The organism is Lentzea sp. NPDC102401 (genome assembly GCF_044765805.1).
In the GTDB taxonomy this organism is placed as follows: Bacteria; Actinomycetota; Actinomycetes; order Mycobacteriales; family Pseudonocardiaceae; genus Lentzea; species Lentzea sokolovensis.
In genome coordinates this window covers 607,902-623,098 of the sequence record NZ_JBIWKS010000003.1, presented here as the reverse complement: position 1 = coordinate 623,098, position 15,197 = coordinate 607,902, and the positions used below count along the sequence as shown (strand labels likewise).

Below are 15,197 nucleotides of genomic sequence, written 5' to 3'. Positions count from 1 at the left end.
AGCTCAAGGGATCTACTTGTCCTTCGGGTCTTCGCCGATGACGGACTGAACCACCATGCGGTCGTCACCGAACATCTCGTCGGAGTCGACGCCGTACTTGCGCACGTGCTCGCCGTCCTCCTCTTCCTCGCCCTTGGCAGCACTGGCCGCGGGCGACATGAGTGACCCGGCGCCCTTGCCACCGACGCCACCCTTGCCGGCAGCGGCACCGGCACGACCGGCCTCAGGCCCAACGCCACTGGCGCCACCAGGCGTCATCGCGCCACCGGGCCCCTTGCCGGCGGCCCCGGTACCTCCGGCACCAGCACCTCCAGCACCGGACTTGCCGCCACCGATAGTGCTCGGCGCACCCTTCGGCCCGGTGGGCGCGATGGGCGTCTTCGGAGCCTGGCTGGGACCACGTCCACCGCCCACGACCTGCGCGCCGCGCGCACTGGCCGTGCCACCGGCGAGACCGGCGGCCGCGGCGGTGGCGGCGGCGACACCGATCGGCGGAACACCGAACGGCTTGGGCAGGCCGGGGCCCGCAGCGAGCGGGGTCGGCGTACCGCCGCCGGGAAGGATGCCCGTGGCGTTGCCGGGAGTGCCCGGAGTGGGGCCGACAGGTACGCCGGAGAAGCCAGGGGAACCTGGGCTGCCAGGCGAGCCGGTGAAGCCCGGTCCGCCGCTGACGCCGGGAGTACCACCCTGCGGCAGGCCGCCGACAGGAGGACCGACAGGGGTGCTGACCGCGCCGCTGGCGACCACGATGTCCGGCGGCGTGTTGGGCGCGCGGAAGCTGTCGAGCGAGCCCTGGCTGCCGGTGACGTAGCCGTTGAGGCTGTCGATGGCCTGCTGACGAGCCGCGTTGGTCGCCGCGACCTCCTTGGCGTGGTCGGTCTCGACGCCGAAGAAACCTCCGACCTTGTCTCCGAAGTTCTTCTCGGTGTCGCCGCGCAGATCTTGCGGCGGAGGCGTGCTGTAGCGGGCCTGACTGGTGCTCTCGCCCTGCTGCGTCATCGCCTGCGAGCTCTCGTTGGACGCCTGGCTGCTGTCGTCGAGACCTGCGGCGACCACGTCCGTCTTCGAGTGGCTCTTCTCGGCGGTGGCACCGCCCCACTCGATCTTGAGCGTCCTGAGCTGGTCCCGGATCGTCTTGTCGACCGATTCAAGGGTGTTCGCGAGGTCGCGGAGCGCAGCGGACGCTTCGCCGAACTTCGAAGCGACCGAGGTGCCCGAGAGCTTCTGGACCTCGTTCGCGAGATCCCCGTTGGACCAACCCTCGAAGTTCCAGTCAGTGAGCTGCCGATATCCCGACATGACTCCCCCTCACTTCAATGTCTTGAGCGTCGCAAGCGCGAGACCAGCGGCCTTCTCGGCCTTACCGCAGAGAACGGACTGGTCCTTCTCACCGGTCGTCAGCGGGATGTAACTCACCATCAACTGCTGACCGTCGGCAACGTCGATCGCCACAGAACAGTCGAAACCACTACCACCGGACAGTTCGACTTTCACGGCGCCATAATCGGCAACCTTGATCACGTTGGTGGTGAGGTTCCCGCCACCCATGAGCCAGTAATCGACTCCCTTGTGCGTGACCGCACCGATCGTGTAGTTGTACTTGGCATAGTTCGAGTAGTGGCAACTCGCCGATTGCTGCCCGTCCACCAGATCAAGTTTGTCGGGCTCCGCAGCCAGTGTGTCGACCTGCTTCATCTGATCTGCGGTCAGCAGCTTGCAGGTGTCCACCGAGTCGACCTTCAAACTCGCCGGGCGCGGCGGCAGCTTGCCGGCAGAATCGTTCCCTGACGATCCGCTCGACGGCGGCGAAGCGGTGGGGTTGCCCTTCTCGCCGCTGGTGCACGCCGACAGTGCCGCTGCAAGAAGGACCACAGCAGCTATCGTGGAAATACGCATCGTCACTCTTTCAGCCTGAACGTCGCCTGGATCTCTTCCTCGCTGAAGCCGTACTGTTCGGCCGACGCCTTCAACTGCTCAGAAAGATTCTCGAGGACCTTCACGTAGGCCTCGATCCGTTTACCGTACGAGTCGTCGCTGAAAAGCAGCCGATCATTCCATGCGGTAACGACGTCAGAGGTTACTTGGCCGTCCATCGTCACAATTCGCAGCTTGGGCGCGATGTGACGGTAAGCCCGGTTGAGGATCATCATCTGCTCGTGGACGACCTTGCCCGCCTGCAGGACGGTGTCCTTCTCGACGTGGAACTTCTGGGTTCCCCCACCCGCGAAGCTCTCCGAGACTCGGTCCATGACCGAGGAGGCGGCCTTCAGGGCGCTGAACGCCACTCCTGCCACACCGCCGGCCGCTCCCGCTGCAGCACCGAGAACGGCATCCGCCCCCGCGTTCTCCTGTGTCACGACGTCCTACCCCCGTACGGTTGGTAACGGTTCGGTCCCGCTTCGCAGGCTACCAACGCCTGCGTAAGACGTACCTGTGGTTGGACGAAGACCACCCCTCGCCGGTTCCACATCACCCTCAGTGTCATCCATGGTGCAGCACGCCGCAGGCGATCGAACAGGGCACAGCTAGTCGGGTGTGAAGGCGTCGAGCCCCATAGCGTTGACCACGTGCTGGAACGACTCAACGAGGCCATGGCCCGCATCGAGGACGACCTCGAAGGCGAGGTGGACGTCAAGGTGCTCGCGCGGATCGCGGGCACCAGTGAGTACCACCTGCGCCGGATGTTCAGTGCGCTCGCCGGGATTCCGCTGAGCGAGTACATCCGGCGTCGGCGGCTCACCAAGGCGGCGAACGAGGTCCTCAGTGGACGGGGGTCGTTGCTCGACGTCGCTGTCAGGTGGGGTTACGGGTCCAACGAGGCCTTTGCGCGGGCTTTCAAGGCCATGCACGGGGTTGGGCCTCAGGAGGCTCGGGCCAGCAAGAAGGTGTTGCAGTCGCAGCAGATTCTCACGTTCAGACTGGTTGTGGAGGGGAGTACGAGCATGGAGTACCGGGTGGTCGAGAAGGAGGCGTTCCGGGTTGTCGGCCGGGGGACGCGGGTGCCATTGGTGCATCTTGGGATGAATCCCGCGATCGTCGAGTTCGTCAAGGGCATCGGGATGCCTGCGCTGGACCGGATGAAGGCGCTCAGTGACGGGGAGCCGGGAGGGATGCTGGCTCTCACCTTCAACCAGGAAGGGGTCGAGGAGGGCGACATGCTCGACTACTTCCAGGGGGTGGTGACGAGCGCAGAAGCGCCGGAGGACATGGAGACCCTGCAAGTACCGAAGAACACGTGGGCTGTGTTCACGGCTGAGGGGCCCTATCCCGAGACGATTCAGCACATGTGGCGGGACGTGTACACGCAGTGGTTCCCGTCCAACAGCTACGAGAGCGTTGAGGGGCCGTCGATGTTGCGCACGCAGATCAACGGTGACCAGGCGACCGCGGAGTTGTGGATTCCCGTCACCAGCTGAGAACGAGGCGTTCCATCACGTCTCGTAGTTCCAGAACGGCGAGCCAGTCGGCGGGGATGACGGTGACGCCGTCACGGGCGCCGAGGATGTTGCCGCAGATCGAACCCGTCGAGTCGCTGTCGCCCGAGTGGTTCACGGCGACGCGCAGAGCGGTGGGGAAGTCCGGCGCCACCAGTGCGGCGTGCAGGCCGATGGCCAGGGCCTCTTCGCCCACCCAGCCGCCGCCCAGTTCGGACTCGATCTCCTCCGGGGTCAACGGGCCCAGGCCCATCACCTTGTCCAGCAACGAGGTCTGTTCCTCGTGGCCGTCCCAGCGGACCAGTTCGGCGCGTGCCACGGCTACGGCCGCGACCAGGTCCGAGCCGGACAGCAAGGCGTGGACGATCGCCGCGAGGGCGCCTGCGGACAGGTAGCCGCTCGGGTGGTGGTGCGTCATCTTCGCCGTGCCGACGGCGAGCTCGAAGACCTCGCGCACGTCTGACGACCAGACGGCGACCGGGGCGGCGCGCATCACGCCGCCGCAGCCCTTCGAGTTGTTCTTTTCGTTGTGCTTCAACGCGGTTATGCACGTGTGGCCCGGCGCCCGCCGTGAGTGCAGGCGCTGGTCCGCCATCAGCCAGCCGTCCGAGGTGACCGCCGGGCCGCCCTGCGTGTGCAGCCAGCGCGCGTAGGCGGCCCGCACGGTCAGGTGCGGGTCGATGCCCAGATTCCTCGCCAGCAAAAGACCTTCGAGCGTGAACAGGACCATCTGGGTGTCGTCGGTGATCTCCAGCACCGGCAGGTCGACGACACCCGCGGGGCCGTACTGGCGACGGATCGTGTCGATCGACGAGAACTCGATCGGCGCGCCCAAACCGTCGCCCACGGCACCACCCAGCACACACCCGAGCAGGCTCACGGCAGCGTGATCTTCCCGTCGATGGCCTTCGCGGCGATGTCCGAACGGTGGTGCGAGCCGGTGAGGTGGATGTCCGCGATGCGCTTGTAGGCGCGGTCACGGGCCTTCGAAAGCGACTTGCCTGTGCCCACGACCGACAGCACGCGGCCACCCGCCGAGACCACGGCGCCATCTTCACGGCGGCGCGTGCCGGCGTGCAGGACACCCTCGGCCTCCGAGCCGGTGATCACGTCACCGATGCGCGGGAGATTCGGGTAGCCCTCGGCCGCCAGCACGACGGTCACGGCGTAGCCGTTCTCCCACTCCAGAGCGGGCAGCGACGACAGCGAACCATTGGCCGCCGCCAGGAACAGGGCGGAGATCGGCGACTTCAGCAGTGCGAGGACGGACTGCGTCTCCGGGTCGCCGAAACGGCAGTTGAACTCGATCACCTGCACGCCGTTGGACGTCAGCGCCAGACCCGCGTACAGCAGGCCGACGAACGGCGTCTCCCGCGCGCGCAGCTCGTCGACGACGGGCTGCACACAGCGCGAGACGATCTCGGACACCAGGCCGTCCGGCGCCCACGGCAGCGGCGCGTAGGCACCCATGCCGCCGGTGTTCGGGCCGGCGTCGCCGTCGCCCACGCGCTTGAAGTCCTGCGCCGGGATCAGCGGCACCACGGACACGCCGTCGGTGACGCAGAACAGCGACACCTCGGGGCCGTCGAGGAACGACTCCAGCAGGACCGGGTGGCCGCCGTCGAGCAACGTCATCGCGTGGGCGCGGGCCGCGGCCAGGTCGGCCGTCACGACGACGCCCTTGCCGGCGGCCAGGCCGTCGTCCTTCACGACCCACGTCGGGCCGAACCGGGCCAGAGCGGCGTCCAGACGGGCCGGGTTGTCCACGACCTCGCTGTGCGCGGTCGGCACCCCCGCGGCGTTCATGACGTCCTTGGCGAACGCCTTGGACCCCTCGATGCAGGCAGCGGCCTTCGACGGACCGAAGCACGGGATGCCGAGCGCCCGGACAGCGTCCGCGGCCCCGACCACCAGCGGTTGTTCGGGGCCGATGACGACGAGGTCGGCCTTCCACTCCTTCGCGACGCCGGCGACGGCCGAGGCATCTGCGACGTCGACGCCGTAGAGCTCGGCGTGCCCGGCTATGCCTGCGTTGCCCGGCGCGCACGCCAGGGCAGTCAGCTGCGGGTCGCGTGACAACGCGAGGACAAGGGCATGCTCACGGGCTCCAGACCCGATGACCAGGACGCGCACGAGGGCTCACAGTAGTTCAGCCGAGCGCCTGCTTCGCCCCAGGGTGCAGCGGGACCGGGTCGGTGGCCGAAGCCTTGTCCTTCGCGATGTCCTTCACGGCCGGGTGGACCTTCTCCAGGTCAGCCTTCTTGTCGAAGATCAGCTTGGTGACGGCGCAGGCGTTGTTCGCCGCGAAGTCCTCGCGCACGAGCAGCAGGTTCGGCACCACGATCGTGGGAACCTCGGCCACCCCGTAGGTCGCCGCGGGGATCGGCGCCGTGTCGTACACCGGGCTGATCTTCTTCATCTCCGGCAGCAGCGGGGTGATGTCGATGAACTTCACCTTGTCCTTCAGGGACGTCGTGATGTCCGTGATCTGCGGCGTCGGCAGCCCGCCCGACCAGATCAGGCCGTCGATGCTGCCGTCCTTCATGCCGTCCGCGGTCTTGGTGAGGTCGAGCCGCTGCGCCTGGACGTCGGAGTCGATGTTGAGCCCGGCCGTCTTCAGCAGGCGTCCGGCGATCACCTCGGTGCCGGACTTCGGCGAACCGGTCGAGATCCGCTTGCCCTTCATGTCGGCCACGGAGTTGATCCCGGAGTCCGCCCGGACGAGCACCTGCGTGTAGTTCGGGTAGATCCGCGTCAGCGCCGCGATCTTCTCCTTCTTGCCGTTGAACGCCCCGGTGCCGTTGACGGCGTCCGCGGCGGTGTCGGCAAGCGAGAACGCGATGTCGTACGTGCCGGCGACGAGCTGCTGGATGTTCTGCACCGACGCGCCGGTCTCGGCGGACGAGGCCTTCAGTTTCGAGTTGTCGGAGATCAGCTTCGCCAGACCGCCGCCGACCACGAAGTACACGCCACCGGAGTTGCCGGTCGCGATCGTGATCCGCCCGTCCGACGCCTCACAGGACGCGCCGCCACCCGACGCGTCCGGCGTCGTGGGTGTGCGCTTGCCGCCACACCCGGAAACCACGAGCGCCAATGCGATCGCACCGATCGCGTACCTACGCAGCATCACGAACCCTCCCACGGGAAACCAGGTGTACCGCCACGGCCACCACGAGGAACCCGGCCCCGATGGCGATCGTCAACGGCTGCAGATAGAGCAGGAACAACGCGGCCGGCACGCACAGCAGGCGTTCCGGCCAGCGGGCGGGGCCGAACAACCAGCCACCCGTCAGCACGGCGAGAGCGGCCACCCCCAGCGCGGACGCGCCGAACGCCCACACCGAGTCCAGCAACGGGCCGCGCAGCAGCAGAGCGGCACCGCCGTCGGTCAGCACGAACGCCAGCGGCACGAGGAACGCCGGCAGCGTGTACTTCCACGTCTGCCACATCGTCTTCATCACGTCGCCGCCGGTCAGCGCCGCGGCGGCGACGGCAGCGAGCGCAGTCGGCGGTGTCACCTCGGACAACACCGCGTAGTAGAAGATGAACATCGCGGTCTCGGCGGGCTCGACGCCCAGCGTGATCAACGCGGGCCCGATGACGACCCACGAGATGATGAACGACGCCGTCACCGGCACGGCCAGCCCGAGCACGGACACCGCCACGGCCGCGAGCACCGCCGTGAGCATCAGCACCACGACGGGTTCCGAGGTCAGCGCCGAAGCCAGGTCCACCAACGACCCCGCAAGCGCTTGCCCCAGCCCGGTCTTGGTGATCGTCGAGGTCACCACACCGGCCGCCGCGCACACCGCGATCACCGGGAACGCCGACCGCACGCCGACCGACAGCGCGTCGGCGATCAGCCGGACCCACTCACGCCGGTGGTTGATCAACGCGAACAGCGCGGCCACGCCCGTCGCGTACACGACGGCCTTGTAGACGGGGATGTCCAGCGCCAGGAAGACGATGATGATGAAGAGCGACAGGAAGTGGTACCAGCCGAGCTTCAGCACGTCGAAGAACCGCGGCGCGTCCACGTCCACCGGCCGCGCCCCGAACCGCCGCGCGTCCGCTTCCACGGCCAGCGCGATGCCCAGGTAGTAGAGCAGCGTCGGGATGATCGCCCAGATCAGCACCTCCAGGTACGAGACCTGCAGGTACTCGGCGATGATGAACGCCGCCGCGCCCAGCGTGGGCGGCGACAGGATCGCCCCGATGCCCGACGCCGCGAGCAGCCCGCCCGCGTTCTCCCTGGGATATCCGGCCTTCTGCAGCATCGGCCACGTCACGGCGCCCAGGGACACCGTCGTGGCGGTGCCGGAACCGGACACCGTGCCGAGCAGGAAGCCCGCGGTCGCCGCCGTACGTCCCGGAGCCGTCCGCGACTTCCGGAAAGCGGCGAAGCTGACGTCCACGAAGAACTTGCCCGCGCCGGAGGCGTTCAGCACGGCACCGTAGATCGTGAACAGCACGATGTAGGTCGCCGCGACGTCGAGAGGCGTCCCGTAGAAACCGCTGGCGTCGTTGAAGAACCCGTTGATGATCTGCGGGAAGTCGACGCCGGAGTGCGAGATCGACCACGCCGGCGGCAGGAACCCGCCGTAGTAGGCGTAGGCGATGAACGCCAGGCACACCACCGGAAGCACCCAGCCGGTCGTGCGCCGGCAGGCCTCCAGGATCAGCACCAGCAGCACCGAGCCCGCGACCACGTCCAGCGTCGAGAGCTGGCCCTGCCGGTTCAGGAACTCGTCGTAGCCCCCGAACAGCGGGTACGCGCCCACCAGGAAGGCGAGCCCAGCCAAGATCCAGTCCCACCAGGGCGGTGTGTGCCCGCGGCCGTACGCGAGGAACACCAGCGGCAGCGTCACCGCCAGAAAGATGATCAGGTAGTACTGGCTTCCTTTGGCGAACGGGAAGAACACCTGCTTGAGCACCAGGAGCGCGATCAGCAGGCCGGCGATCCACAGCGCCCGCTCCCACCGGGGTGAGAGCGAACGCGACGGCATCTCCTCGTCATGCTCCGCGACGATGCGGGCGAGGTCCGGGTTGGCCACGGACCGACCGTACTGTGGGGCCGATCACAGCCCCAGGGGATCAATCCAAAGGAACTGCAAAGACTTCAGGGCGAGGTCACACGATCGCACTGTCCACATAGCACCAGCGCCAGTCCTCGCCCGGCTCGTACGAGCGCATGACCGGATGCTGGGACGAGCCGAAGTGCGCCGTCGCGTGCCGGTGGGGGCTCGAGTCGCAGCACGCCACGTGCCCGCAGGAGAGGCACATCCGCAGGTGAGCCCAGTTGCGCTCACCCAGGGCGAGGCAGTCCACGCAGCCCTCGGTGGACTCCGGTTCCACCAGTTGAGGCAGCGCTTCCACATGCGAACAGGTCATGGCTTCCATCATTACGCAGAATGAGCGGCATGCACGGGCCTGAGCTACTGCTGCTTCTCCTCGGGGCGTTGATCGTCACGGCCATCGCGCGCCGCCTGAACTGGTCGGCGCCACTGGTGCTGGTCGCCGTGGGCCTGGTGGTCTCGTTCATACCGGGCGTGCCGGAGTTCGAGATCGACCCCCACATCATCCTCCTGCTCGTGCTGCCGCCGCTGCTCTACAGCGCCGCGCTGGACAGCTCGTACCTGAACATCCGCGCGAACCTGCGGCCGATCGGGCTGCTCGCGGTCGGGTTGGTGCTGTTCACGACGTTGCTCGTCGGGATAACGGCGTCGCTGGTCTTCCCCGACCTGCCGTTCGCCGCCGCGCTGGTGCTGGGCGCGGTGGTGGCGCCACCGGACGCCGTCGCCGCGGTCGCGATCGGCCGGAAACTCGGCCTGCAGCGCCGCGCGATGACGTTGCTGGTCGGTGAGAGCCTGATCAACGACGCCACGGCGCTCACCGCGTTCAAGGTCGCGGTGGCGGCCGCGGTGGGCACGGCCATGCATCCGATCGCGAGCGTCTGGATGTTCGTCTACATCACCGCCGGCGGCATCGCGGTCGGCCTCGTCGTCGGCGTGGCCGTCCGGTACCTGCGCAAACGGCTCTGCGAGGGCGTGCTGGAAAGTGCGCTCGGCCTGCTCGTGCCGTTCGGTGCCTACCTGCTCGCGGAAGAGGGCCTGCACGCGTTCGGCATCCAGTTCTCCGGGGTGCTCGCGGTCGTCGTCGCCGGCCTCTACATCGGCCACAACTCGCCGCGCGGCAAGTACTCGACCCGCCTGCAGGACGCGGCCGTGTGGCGGTCGGCGGACGTGCTGCTGGAGTCGTTCGTGTTCGCGCTCATCGGCCTGCAGGTCTCGTCGATCATCAGCGACGTCGACCTGAACGTGAGCCTGCTCCTCGGGGCGGCCGCGGTGGTGCTCGCGGCGATCGCGGCGCGGTTCATCTGGATGTACCCGGCCTCGTACATCCCGATCTACACGTCCCAACGCAGGCGGGAACGCGAGGGCACGCCGCATCTGGGCCAGGTCACCGTGATCGCCTGGGCGGGCATGCGCGGCGTGGTCACGCTCGCGGCCGCGGCGGCGATCCCGCCGGAGGTACCGGGGCGCGACATCATCGTGTTCTGCGCGTTCGTCGTGACGATCAGCACGCTGCTGCTGCAGGGCATGACGCTGCCGTGGGTGATCAACAAGATCGGCTTCGAGGGCGACGACGCCCGCAAGGACGCGCTGGCCGAGGCGCAGGTGCAGCACCGGGCCGCGCAGGCGGCGGTCACCAGGCTCGACGAGGAGATCGAGGACGTCCCCGAGCACGTCCGCGACCAGCTGCGATCGCTCGCCGAGCACCGGGGCAACGCCGCGTGGGAACGGCTCGGGCGGCAGGAGGAGGAGAGCCCGGCGGCCGCCTACCGCAGGCTGCGCAGGGTGATGCTCAGCGCCGAACGTGACGAGTTCGTCAAGGCGCGCGACGCCGGCGAGATCGACGACGAGGTGCTGTTCCGGGTGCTGCGCGAGCTGGACCTGGAGGAAGCGGCACTGTCCCGTGAGTAACCGTTCACCTGCTTTTCGTGTTGCGATGCTTGGGTTCCGCTCTCAACACAAAACGGGAGGTCGAACGATGTATCCCAGAGGGATCCGGGCTCGTGGTCTAGCCGCCGTAGTTCTCGTGTTCGCGGGTGCGGTGGTGGCGTCCCTGCCCTCCGCCTCCGCACACGACGACAAGGGTCCGATCGTCATCGGGCACCGCGGCGCGTCGGCGTACCGGCCCGAGCACACGCTCGCGGCGTACGAGCTCGCGGCCCGCATGGGTGCCGACTTCATCGAGCCCGACCTGGTGCCCACCAAGGACGGCAAGCTGGTCACCCGGCACGAGAACGAGATCGGCGGCACCACGAACGTCGACTCCAAGCCGCAGTTCGCCGACCGCAGGAAGACCAAGACCATCGACGGTGTCGCGATCACCGGCTGGTTCACCGAGGACTTCACGCTCGCCGAGCTGAAGACGTTACGCGCCGAGGAACGCATCCCGGCGATCCGCCCGCGCAACACCCTCTACGACGGCCGGTTCGAGATTCCGACGCTGCAGGAGGTCATCGACCTCTCCAAGCGCCTGTCCCGCGAACTGCACCGCGAGATCGGCATCTACCCGGAGACCAAGCACCCGACGTACTTCAAGTCGATCGGTCTCGCGCTGGAGCCGAAGCTCGTCGACACGCTGAACCGCAACGGCCTGAACCGGAGCAGCGCCAAGGTCTACGTGCAGTCGTTCGAGGTCGCGAACCTCAAGGAGCTCAACAGGTCGCTGCGGGTGCCGATCGTGCAGCTGGTCAACGGTTCCGGCGCGCCGTACGACTTCATCGCGGCCGGGGACAAGCGCACCTACGCCGACCTGGTCACCCCTGCCGGTCTGCGCGAGGTGCGGAGCTACGCGGACGGCGTCGGCCTCACCAAGGACCTGATCATCCCGCGGGACGCCAACGGGTTCCTCAAGGCGCCGACCACGGTCGTGAAGGACGCCCACAAGGCCGGTCTGATCGTGCACTCGTGGACGTTCCGCAACGAGAACTCGTTCCTGCCGGCGGACTTCCGGTCCTCGACCGACCCGGCCGCGTACGGCCGGGCCTTCGAGGAGTACGACCTGTTCTTCCAGCAGGGCATCGACGGCGTGTTCGCGGACAACCCCGACACGGCCGTCGAGGCCAAGGTCAAGCGGTAGAGAGTGCGAGCGTGCGGTCCCCGGCGAGCAGCCCGCGCTGCTTGAGCAGGGGCCGCACGCCTTCGCCGAACCAGTACGCCTCTTCCAGGTGGGGGTAGCCGGACAGCACGAACTCGTCGATCCCGATGGAGTGGTACTCCTCGACGAGATCCGCGACCTCGGAATGCGACCCCACCAACGCCGTTCCCGCGCCACCACGCACGAGTCCGACACCGGCCCACAGGTTCGGGTAGATCTCCAGCCCGCGCACGCCGCGGCTGAGGTCGCCACCGTGCAGCGCCAGCATCCGTTGCTGACCAACGGATTCCGACGCGCCCAGCTGTTCCTGCGCCTTCGCGACCACGGCCGGGTCCAGTGCGTCGAGCAGCTTCTCGGCGGACGCCCAGGCTTCCGCCGAGGTGTCCCGGCTGATCGTGTGCAGCCGGATGCCGAACCGGATCGGGCGGTCGGTCAGCGCCCGCACCCGCGCGATCTTCTCCGCCACGTCGGCAGGCGGTTCGCCCCAGGTCAGGTAGACGTCGGCGCGAGCGGCCGCGACCGGCAGGGCGGCGTCGGACGAGCCCCCGAAGTAGATCGGCGGAACGGGGTCCGGCGCGGCCAGCAGCGTGGCGTCCTGCACCTGGTAGTGCCTGCCCTGGAACGTGTACGGCTTCCCGGTCCAGATCCCGCGCACGACCTGGAGGAACTCGTCGGTGCGTTCGTAGCGCTGGTCCTTGTCGAGCCAGTCGCCGAACCGTTGCTGTTCAACGGAATCGCCGCCGGTCACCACGTTCAGCAGCAGCCGCCCGCGCGAGATCCGCTGGTACGTCGAGGCCATCTGCGCGGCCAGCGTCGGCGACAGCACACCGGGTCGGAACGCCACCAGGAACTTCAGCGTCTTGGTCTGCGCTATCAGCGCGGCTGTGGTCAGCCAGGCGTCCTCGCACCACGTGCCGGTCGGCGTGAGCACGCCGGTGAACCCGACCTGCTCGGCCGTGCGCGCGATCTGCGCCAGGTAGTCGATGTCGGGGTCACGACGTGCCCCGGCAGCCGGCGCGCGGTTGGCGTGGAAGTGCTCCACGACCGTGCGGCCGTCACCGGAGGTCGGCAGGAACCAGTGCAGCGTGATGCTCATGCGAGATCTCCCTGGAACCTCGTGTCGACGAACTTCGCGAAGTCGACCTTGCCCGGCAGCGTCTTGTCCTCGGTGAACGCGTCCGCGAGCTCCTGCTCGGACTTGATCACCGTGTCGTCCAGCTTCACGACCTGGTCGCCGTTGCGCTGCACCGCGGCGAGCGCCACCTCGTACTTGAGTCCCGTCTCGGCCGCCCACGCCTTCGCCCACTCCTCGCGGTGCGTGTCGGCCCACTTCTGCGCCTGGTAGTACCGGATCAGGTACTCCTTGAGCGCCGGGTTCTTCCCCTTGTCGTCCAACGCCTTCCTGCCGGCGACGTTGAAGCCGTAGCCGTTGGACCTGCCCTCACCGGTGGTCAGCACGCGCGCCTTGGCCTCCTGCTGCGCCTGCGCGGTGTAGGGGTCCCAGATCGCCCACGCGTCGACCTTGCCCTGGGTGAACGCGCCGTACGCGTCGGCGGGCTGCAGGAAGTTCAGCGTCACGTCCTTGGTCGTGAGACCGGCGGAGCGCAACGTCAGCAGGATCTGGCCGTGCGCGGAACTTCCCTTGGCCACGGCGATGTTCTTGCCCCTGAGGTCGCTGACCGACTTCAGGGGCGAGCTCTCCGGCACGAGGATCGCGTCCGCCTCGACCTGGCCCTTGGACACGCCGACAGCGGCGATCTTGGCGTTCGCGGCGGCGGCGAAGATCGGCGGGGTGTTGCCGACCGCGCCGACGTCGATCGCACCCGCCGAAGCGGCTTCGAGCAGGGGCGGGCCGGAGGTGAACGTCGACCACTCGATCTTGTACGGGAAGTCGTTCAGCAGACCGGCCGCGGTCAGCACCGACTTGGCTCCGCCCTTCTGGTCGCCGACCTTGAGCACGACATCGGCGGCCGGGGTGTCCTGGGACTGCGCGGCCGTGGAACACCCGGTGACGAAGAGGATCGCGGCGAGAAGGGCGAGCAGCTTTCGGTCAGGCAGCTTCTTCAACGTCCACTCCCAGATCGGCGAGCACGCGGGTGCGTTGCTCCACAACGGAGGCCCGACGGCGCGGGCGGGGCAGGTCGACGTGGTGCGTGGCCACGATCCGGCCCTCGTCGAGCACGAGGATCCGGTCGGCCAGCAGCAACGCCTCGTCGACGTCGTGCGTCACGAGCAGCACGGCGGGCTTGTGCCTGGTCCACAGGTCTTCCACCAGGTTGTGCATGGCCAGCCGGGTCAACGCGTCCAGCGCGCCGAACGGTTCGTCCAGCAGCAGCACGTCCGGTTCGCGCACCAACGCCCGCGCGAGCGAGACCCGTTGCGCCTCACCGCCGGACAACGTCAGCGGCCACGCGTCGGCGTGGTCGGTCAGCCGCACTTCTTCCAGTGCCTTCAACGCGACCGCGCGGCCGTCCGGCTTGTGCAGGCCCAGCGAGATGTTCCGCCAGACCTTGCGCCACGGCAGCAGACGCGGCTGCTGGAAGGCGATCGACACCGTGCCGGGGACCTCTGCCTGGCCTTCGACCTCGCGGTCCAGGCCGGCGAGGATGCGCAGCAACGTCGACTTGCCACAGCCGCTGCGGCCGAGCAACGCCACGAACTCGCCCGGCTGGACCTCCAGGTCGATGCCGTCCAGCACGGTTCGCGGACCGAACGCCTTCCGCAACCCACGAACACTCACCGCGCTTGCCATCGCAGGATCCTCCTTTCCAGCAACCGCACCAGCGCGTCCGTCGTCAGGCCGAGCAGCGCGTAGACCACGAGGCCGACGACCACGACGTCGGTGCGGAGGAACTCACGGGCGTTGTTGATCAGGAAGCCGAGGCCGGCGTCGGCGTTGACCTGCTCGGCGACGATCAGCGACAGCCAGGCGGTGCCGAACGCGATCCGCAGTCCCACCAGGGTTTGCGGCACGGCGGACGGCAGCACGACGTGCACGATCCGTTCGACCCGGCTGTAACCGAGCACGCGCGCGGCCTCGACCAGGCCGGGATCGGTCTGCCGGATCCCGGCGTGCAGGTTGAGGTACAGCGGGAACGCCACCCCTGCCGCGACCAGTGCGAGCTTGGGCTCCTCGCCGATGCCGAACCAGAGGATGAACAGCGGGATCAGGCCGAGGTGCGGCAGCGTCCGCACCATCTGCACCGGCGGGTCCAGCAATGTCTCGCCCCAGCGGGAAAGGCCCGAGGCGAGCCCCAGAACAACGCCGGCAAATCCGCCTATCAGAAATCCGAAGAAAACGCGTCCGATCGACACCGCGAACGCTTCGCCCAATTGGCCGTCCGCGATCAGCTCACCGGCGGACCCGGCCACGGTAAGAGGAGAAGCGAGTTTGTCGGGTGACAGCACACCCGTTGAGCTGGCCAGTTGCCACAGCAGGACCAGCGCGACCGGGCTGATCCAGCGCAGCGGCAGCTTGAACTTCCGCGCCTGCGAAGGCGTCGCGGTTTTCGGCCGCGCGGCCACTCCCGCTATGGACAAGGTCATGGGCGGAAGTACAGGCGAGCCCGCGAGATGAGTCAACGACGCCCAAATCGT

15 protein-coding genes are annotated in these 15,197 nt (G+C 68.1%); 3 read left to right on the top strand and 12 right to left on the bottom strand.

Annotation, left to right across the window (positions count from 1 at the left end; translation table 11 throughout):
• Positions 1–12: 12 nt before the first annotated feature.
• From ACIRG5_RS13715 to ACIRG5_RS13705, 3 genes are read right to left on the bottom strand one after another with little or no spacing between them, the layout of a single operon-like run.
• Entirely contained in the window at positions 13–1,299 is a 1,287-nt protein-coding gene (locus tag ACIRG5_RS13715; RefSeq protein WP_402904506.1) for a WXG100 family type VII secretion target, read from the bottom strand.
• Positions 1,300–1,308: 9 nt separating this feature from the next.
• A complete protein-coding gene (locus tag ACIRG5_RS13710; RefSeq protein ID WP_402904928.1) occupies positions 1,309–1,896 on the bottom strand; it encodes a DUF3558 domain-containing protein in 588 nt (195 codons plus the stop codon).
• A gap of 2 nt (positions 1,897–1,898) precedes the next feature.
• Entirely contained in the window at positions 1,899–2,357 is a 459-nt protein-coding gene (locus ACIRG5_RS13705) for a hypothetical protein (RefSeq protein WP_402904505.1), read from the bottom strand.
• 210 nt (positions 2,358–2,567) lie between these two features.
• Between ACIRG5_RS13705 and ACIRG5_RS13700 the strand changes: the two genes are divergently transcribed.
• A complete protein-coding gene (locus tag ACIRG5_RS13700; protein ID WP_319976596.1) occupies positions 2,568–3,416 on the top strand; it encodes an AraC family transcriptional regulator in 849 nt (282 codons plus the stop codon).
• Here the strand turns inward: ACIRG5_RS13700 and ACIRG5_RS13695 are convergent.
• The 5 genes from ACIRG5_RS13695 to ACIRG5_RS13675 all read right to left on the bottom strand — a co-directional run bounded on the left by ACIRG5_RS13695 (position 3,406) and on the right by ACIRG5_RS13675 (position 8,825).
• Positions 3,406–4,296 (bottom strand): ADP-ribosylglycohydrolase family protein, encoded by an 891-nt coding sequence (locus ACIRG5_RS13695; RefSeq protein WP_402904927.1) that lies wholly within the window; start codon positions 4,294–4,296, stop codon positions 3,406–3,408. The genes ACIRG5_RS13700 and ACIRG5_RS13695 overlap by 11 nt on opposite strands.
• Positions 4,297–4,310: 14 nt before the next feature.
• Positions 4,311–5,567: a phosphoribosylamine--glycine ligase gene (gene purD / locus ACIRG5_RS13690; RefSeq protein WP_402904503.1), complete on the bottom strand. Its 1,257-nt coding sequence runs from the start codon at positions 5,565–5,567 to the stop codon at positions 4,311–4,313.
• A gap of 16 nt (positions 5,568–5,583) precedes the next feature.
• On the bottom strand, positions 5,584–6,561 hold the full coding sequence (locus tag ACIRG5_RS13685) for a TAXI family TRAP transporter solute-binding subunit (RefSeq protein WP_402904501.1): 978 nt from the start codon (positions 6,559–6,561) through the stop codon (positions 5,584–5,586).
• On the bottom strand, positions 6,551–8,440 hold the full coding sequence (locus tag ACIRG5_RS13680; protein WP_402904925.1) for a TRAP transporter permease: 1,890 nt from the start codon (positions 8,438–8,440) through the stop codon (positions 6,551–6,553). Before ACIRG5_RS13680 ends, ACIRG5_RS13685 begins: the two co-directional genes overlap by 11 nt.
• 124 nt (positions 8,441–8,564) lie before the next feature.
• Entirely contained in the window at positions 8,565–8,825 is a 261-nt protein-coding gene (locus ACIRG5_RS13675; protein WP_402904499.1) for a UBP-type zinc finger domain-containing protein, read from the bottom strand.
• 29 nt (positions 8,826–8,854) lie between these two features.
• Between ACIRG5_RS13675 and ACIRG5_RS13670 the strand changes: the two genes are divergently transcribed.
• Both ACIRG5_RS13670 and ACIRG5_RS13665 read left to right on the top strand, forming a co-directional pair.
• Positions 8,855–10,417, top strand: coding sequence for a Na+/H+ antiporter (locus tag ACIRG5_RS13670; protein WP_402904497.1), 1,563 nt, complete (start codon positions 8,855–8,857; stop codon positions 10,415–10,417).
• Positions 10,418–10,484: 67 nt separating this feature from the next.
• Positions 10,485–11,582 (top strand): glycerophosphodiester phosphodiesterase, encoded by a 1,098-nt coding sequence (locus tag ACIRG5_RS13665; RefSeq protein ID WP_402904496.1) that lies wholly within the window; start codon positions 10,485–10,487, stop codon positions 11,580–11,582.
• Here ACIRG5_RS13665 and ACIRG5_RS13660 read toward each other — a convergent pair.
• The 4 genes from ACIRG5_RS13660 to ACIRG5_RS13645 are packed head-to-tail and all read right to left on the bottom strand — an operon-like array spanning position 11,572 to position 15,146.
• Entirely contained in the window at positions 11,572–12,696 is a 1,125-nt protein-coding gene (locus ACIRG5_RS13660) for an LLM class flavin-dependent oxidoreductase (protein ID WP_402904494.1), read from the bottom strand. The two genes, ACIRG5_RS13665 and ACIRG5_RS13660, sit on opposite strands and share 11 nt — an antisense overlap.
• On the bottom strand, positions 12,693–13,658 hold the full coding sequence (locus ACIRG5_RS13655; RefSeq protein ID WP_402904923.1) for an ABC transporter substrate-binding protein: 966 nt from the start codon (positions 13,656–13,658) through the stop codon (positions 12,693–12,695). The genes ACIRG5_RS13660 and ACIRG5_RS13655 overlap by 4 nt, the downstream gene beginning before the upstream one ends.
• Entirely contained in the window at positions 13,651–14,352 is a 702-nt protein-coding gene (locus tag ACIRG5_RS13650) for an ABC transporter ATP-binding protein (protein ID WP_402904492.1), read from the bottom strand. Before ACIRG5_RS13650 ends, ACIRG5_RS13655 begins: the two co-directional genes overlap by 8 nt.
• A complete protein-coding gene (locus ACIRG5_RS13645; RefSeq protein WP_402904490.1) occupies positions 14,337–15,146 on the bottom strand; it encodes an ABC transporter permease in 810 nt (269 codons plus the stop codon). Before ACIRG5_RS13645 ends, ACIRG5_RS13650 begins: the two co-directional genes overlap by 16 nt.
• Positions 15,147–15,197: the final 51 nt, after the last annotated feature.

Excerpts from the sequence above, each read along its gene's own strand:
- ACIRG5_RS13715 (WP_402904506.1), bottom strand. The coding sequence starts at position 1,299 with ATGTCGGGATATCGGCAGCTCACTGACTGGAACTTCGAGGGTTGGTCC.
- ACIRG5_RS13710 (WP_402904928.1), bottom strand. The coding sequence starts at position 1,896 with ATGCGTATTTCCACGATAGCTGCTGTGGTCCTTCTTGCAGCGGCACTG.
- ACIRG5_RS13685 (WP_402904501.1), bottom strand. The coding sequence starts at position 6,561 with ATGCTGCGTAGGTACGCGATCGGTGCGATCGCATTGGCGCTCGTGGTT.
- ACIRG5_RS13680 (WP_402904925.1), bottom strand. The coding sequence starts at position 8,440 with ATGCCGTCGCGTTCGCTCTCACCCCGGTGGGAGCGGGCGCTGTGGATC.
- ACIRG5_RS13675 (WP_402904499.1), bottom strand. The coding sequence starts at position 8,825 with ATGACCTGTTCGCATGTGGAAGCGCTGCCTCAACTGGTGGAACCGGAG.
- ACIRG5_RS13670 (WP_402904497.1), top strand. The coding sequence starts at position 8,855 with ATGCACGGGCCTGAGCTACTGCTGCTTCTCCTCGGGGCGTTGATCGTC.
- ACIRG5_RS13665 (WP_402904496.1), top strand. The coding sequence starts at position 10,485 with ATGTATCCCAGAGGGATCCGGGCTCGTGGTCTAGCCGCCGTAGTTCTC.
- ACIRG5_RS13660 (WP_402904494.1), bottom strand. The coding sequence starts at position 12,696 with ATGAGCATCACGCTGCACTGGTTCCTGCCGACCTCCGGTGACGGCCGC.
- ACIRG5_RS13650 (WP_402904492.1), bottom strand. The coding sequence starts at position 14,352 with ATGGCAAGCGCGGTGAGTGTTCGTGGGTTGCGGAAGGCGTTCGGTCCG.
- ACIRG5_RS13645 (WP_402904490.1), bottom strand. The coding sequence starts at position 15,146 with ATGACCTTGTCCATAGCGGGAGTGGCCGCGCGGCCGAAAACCGCGACG.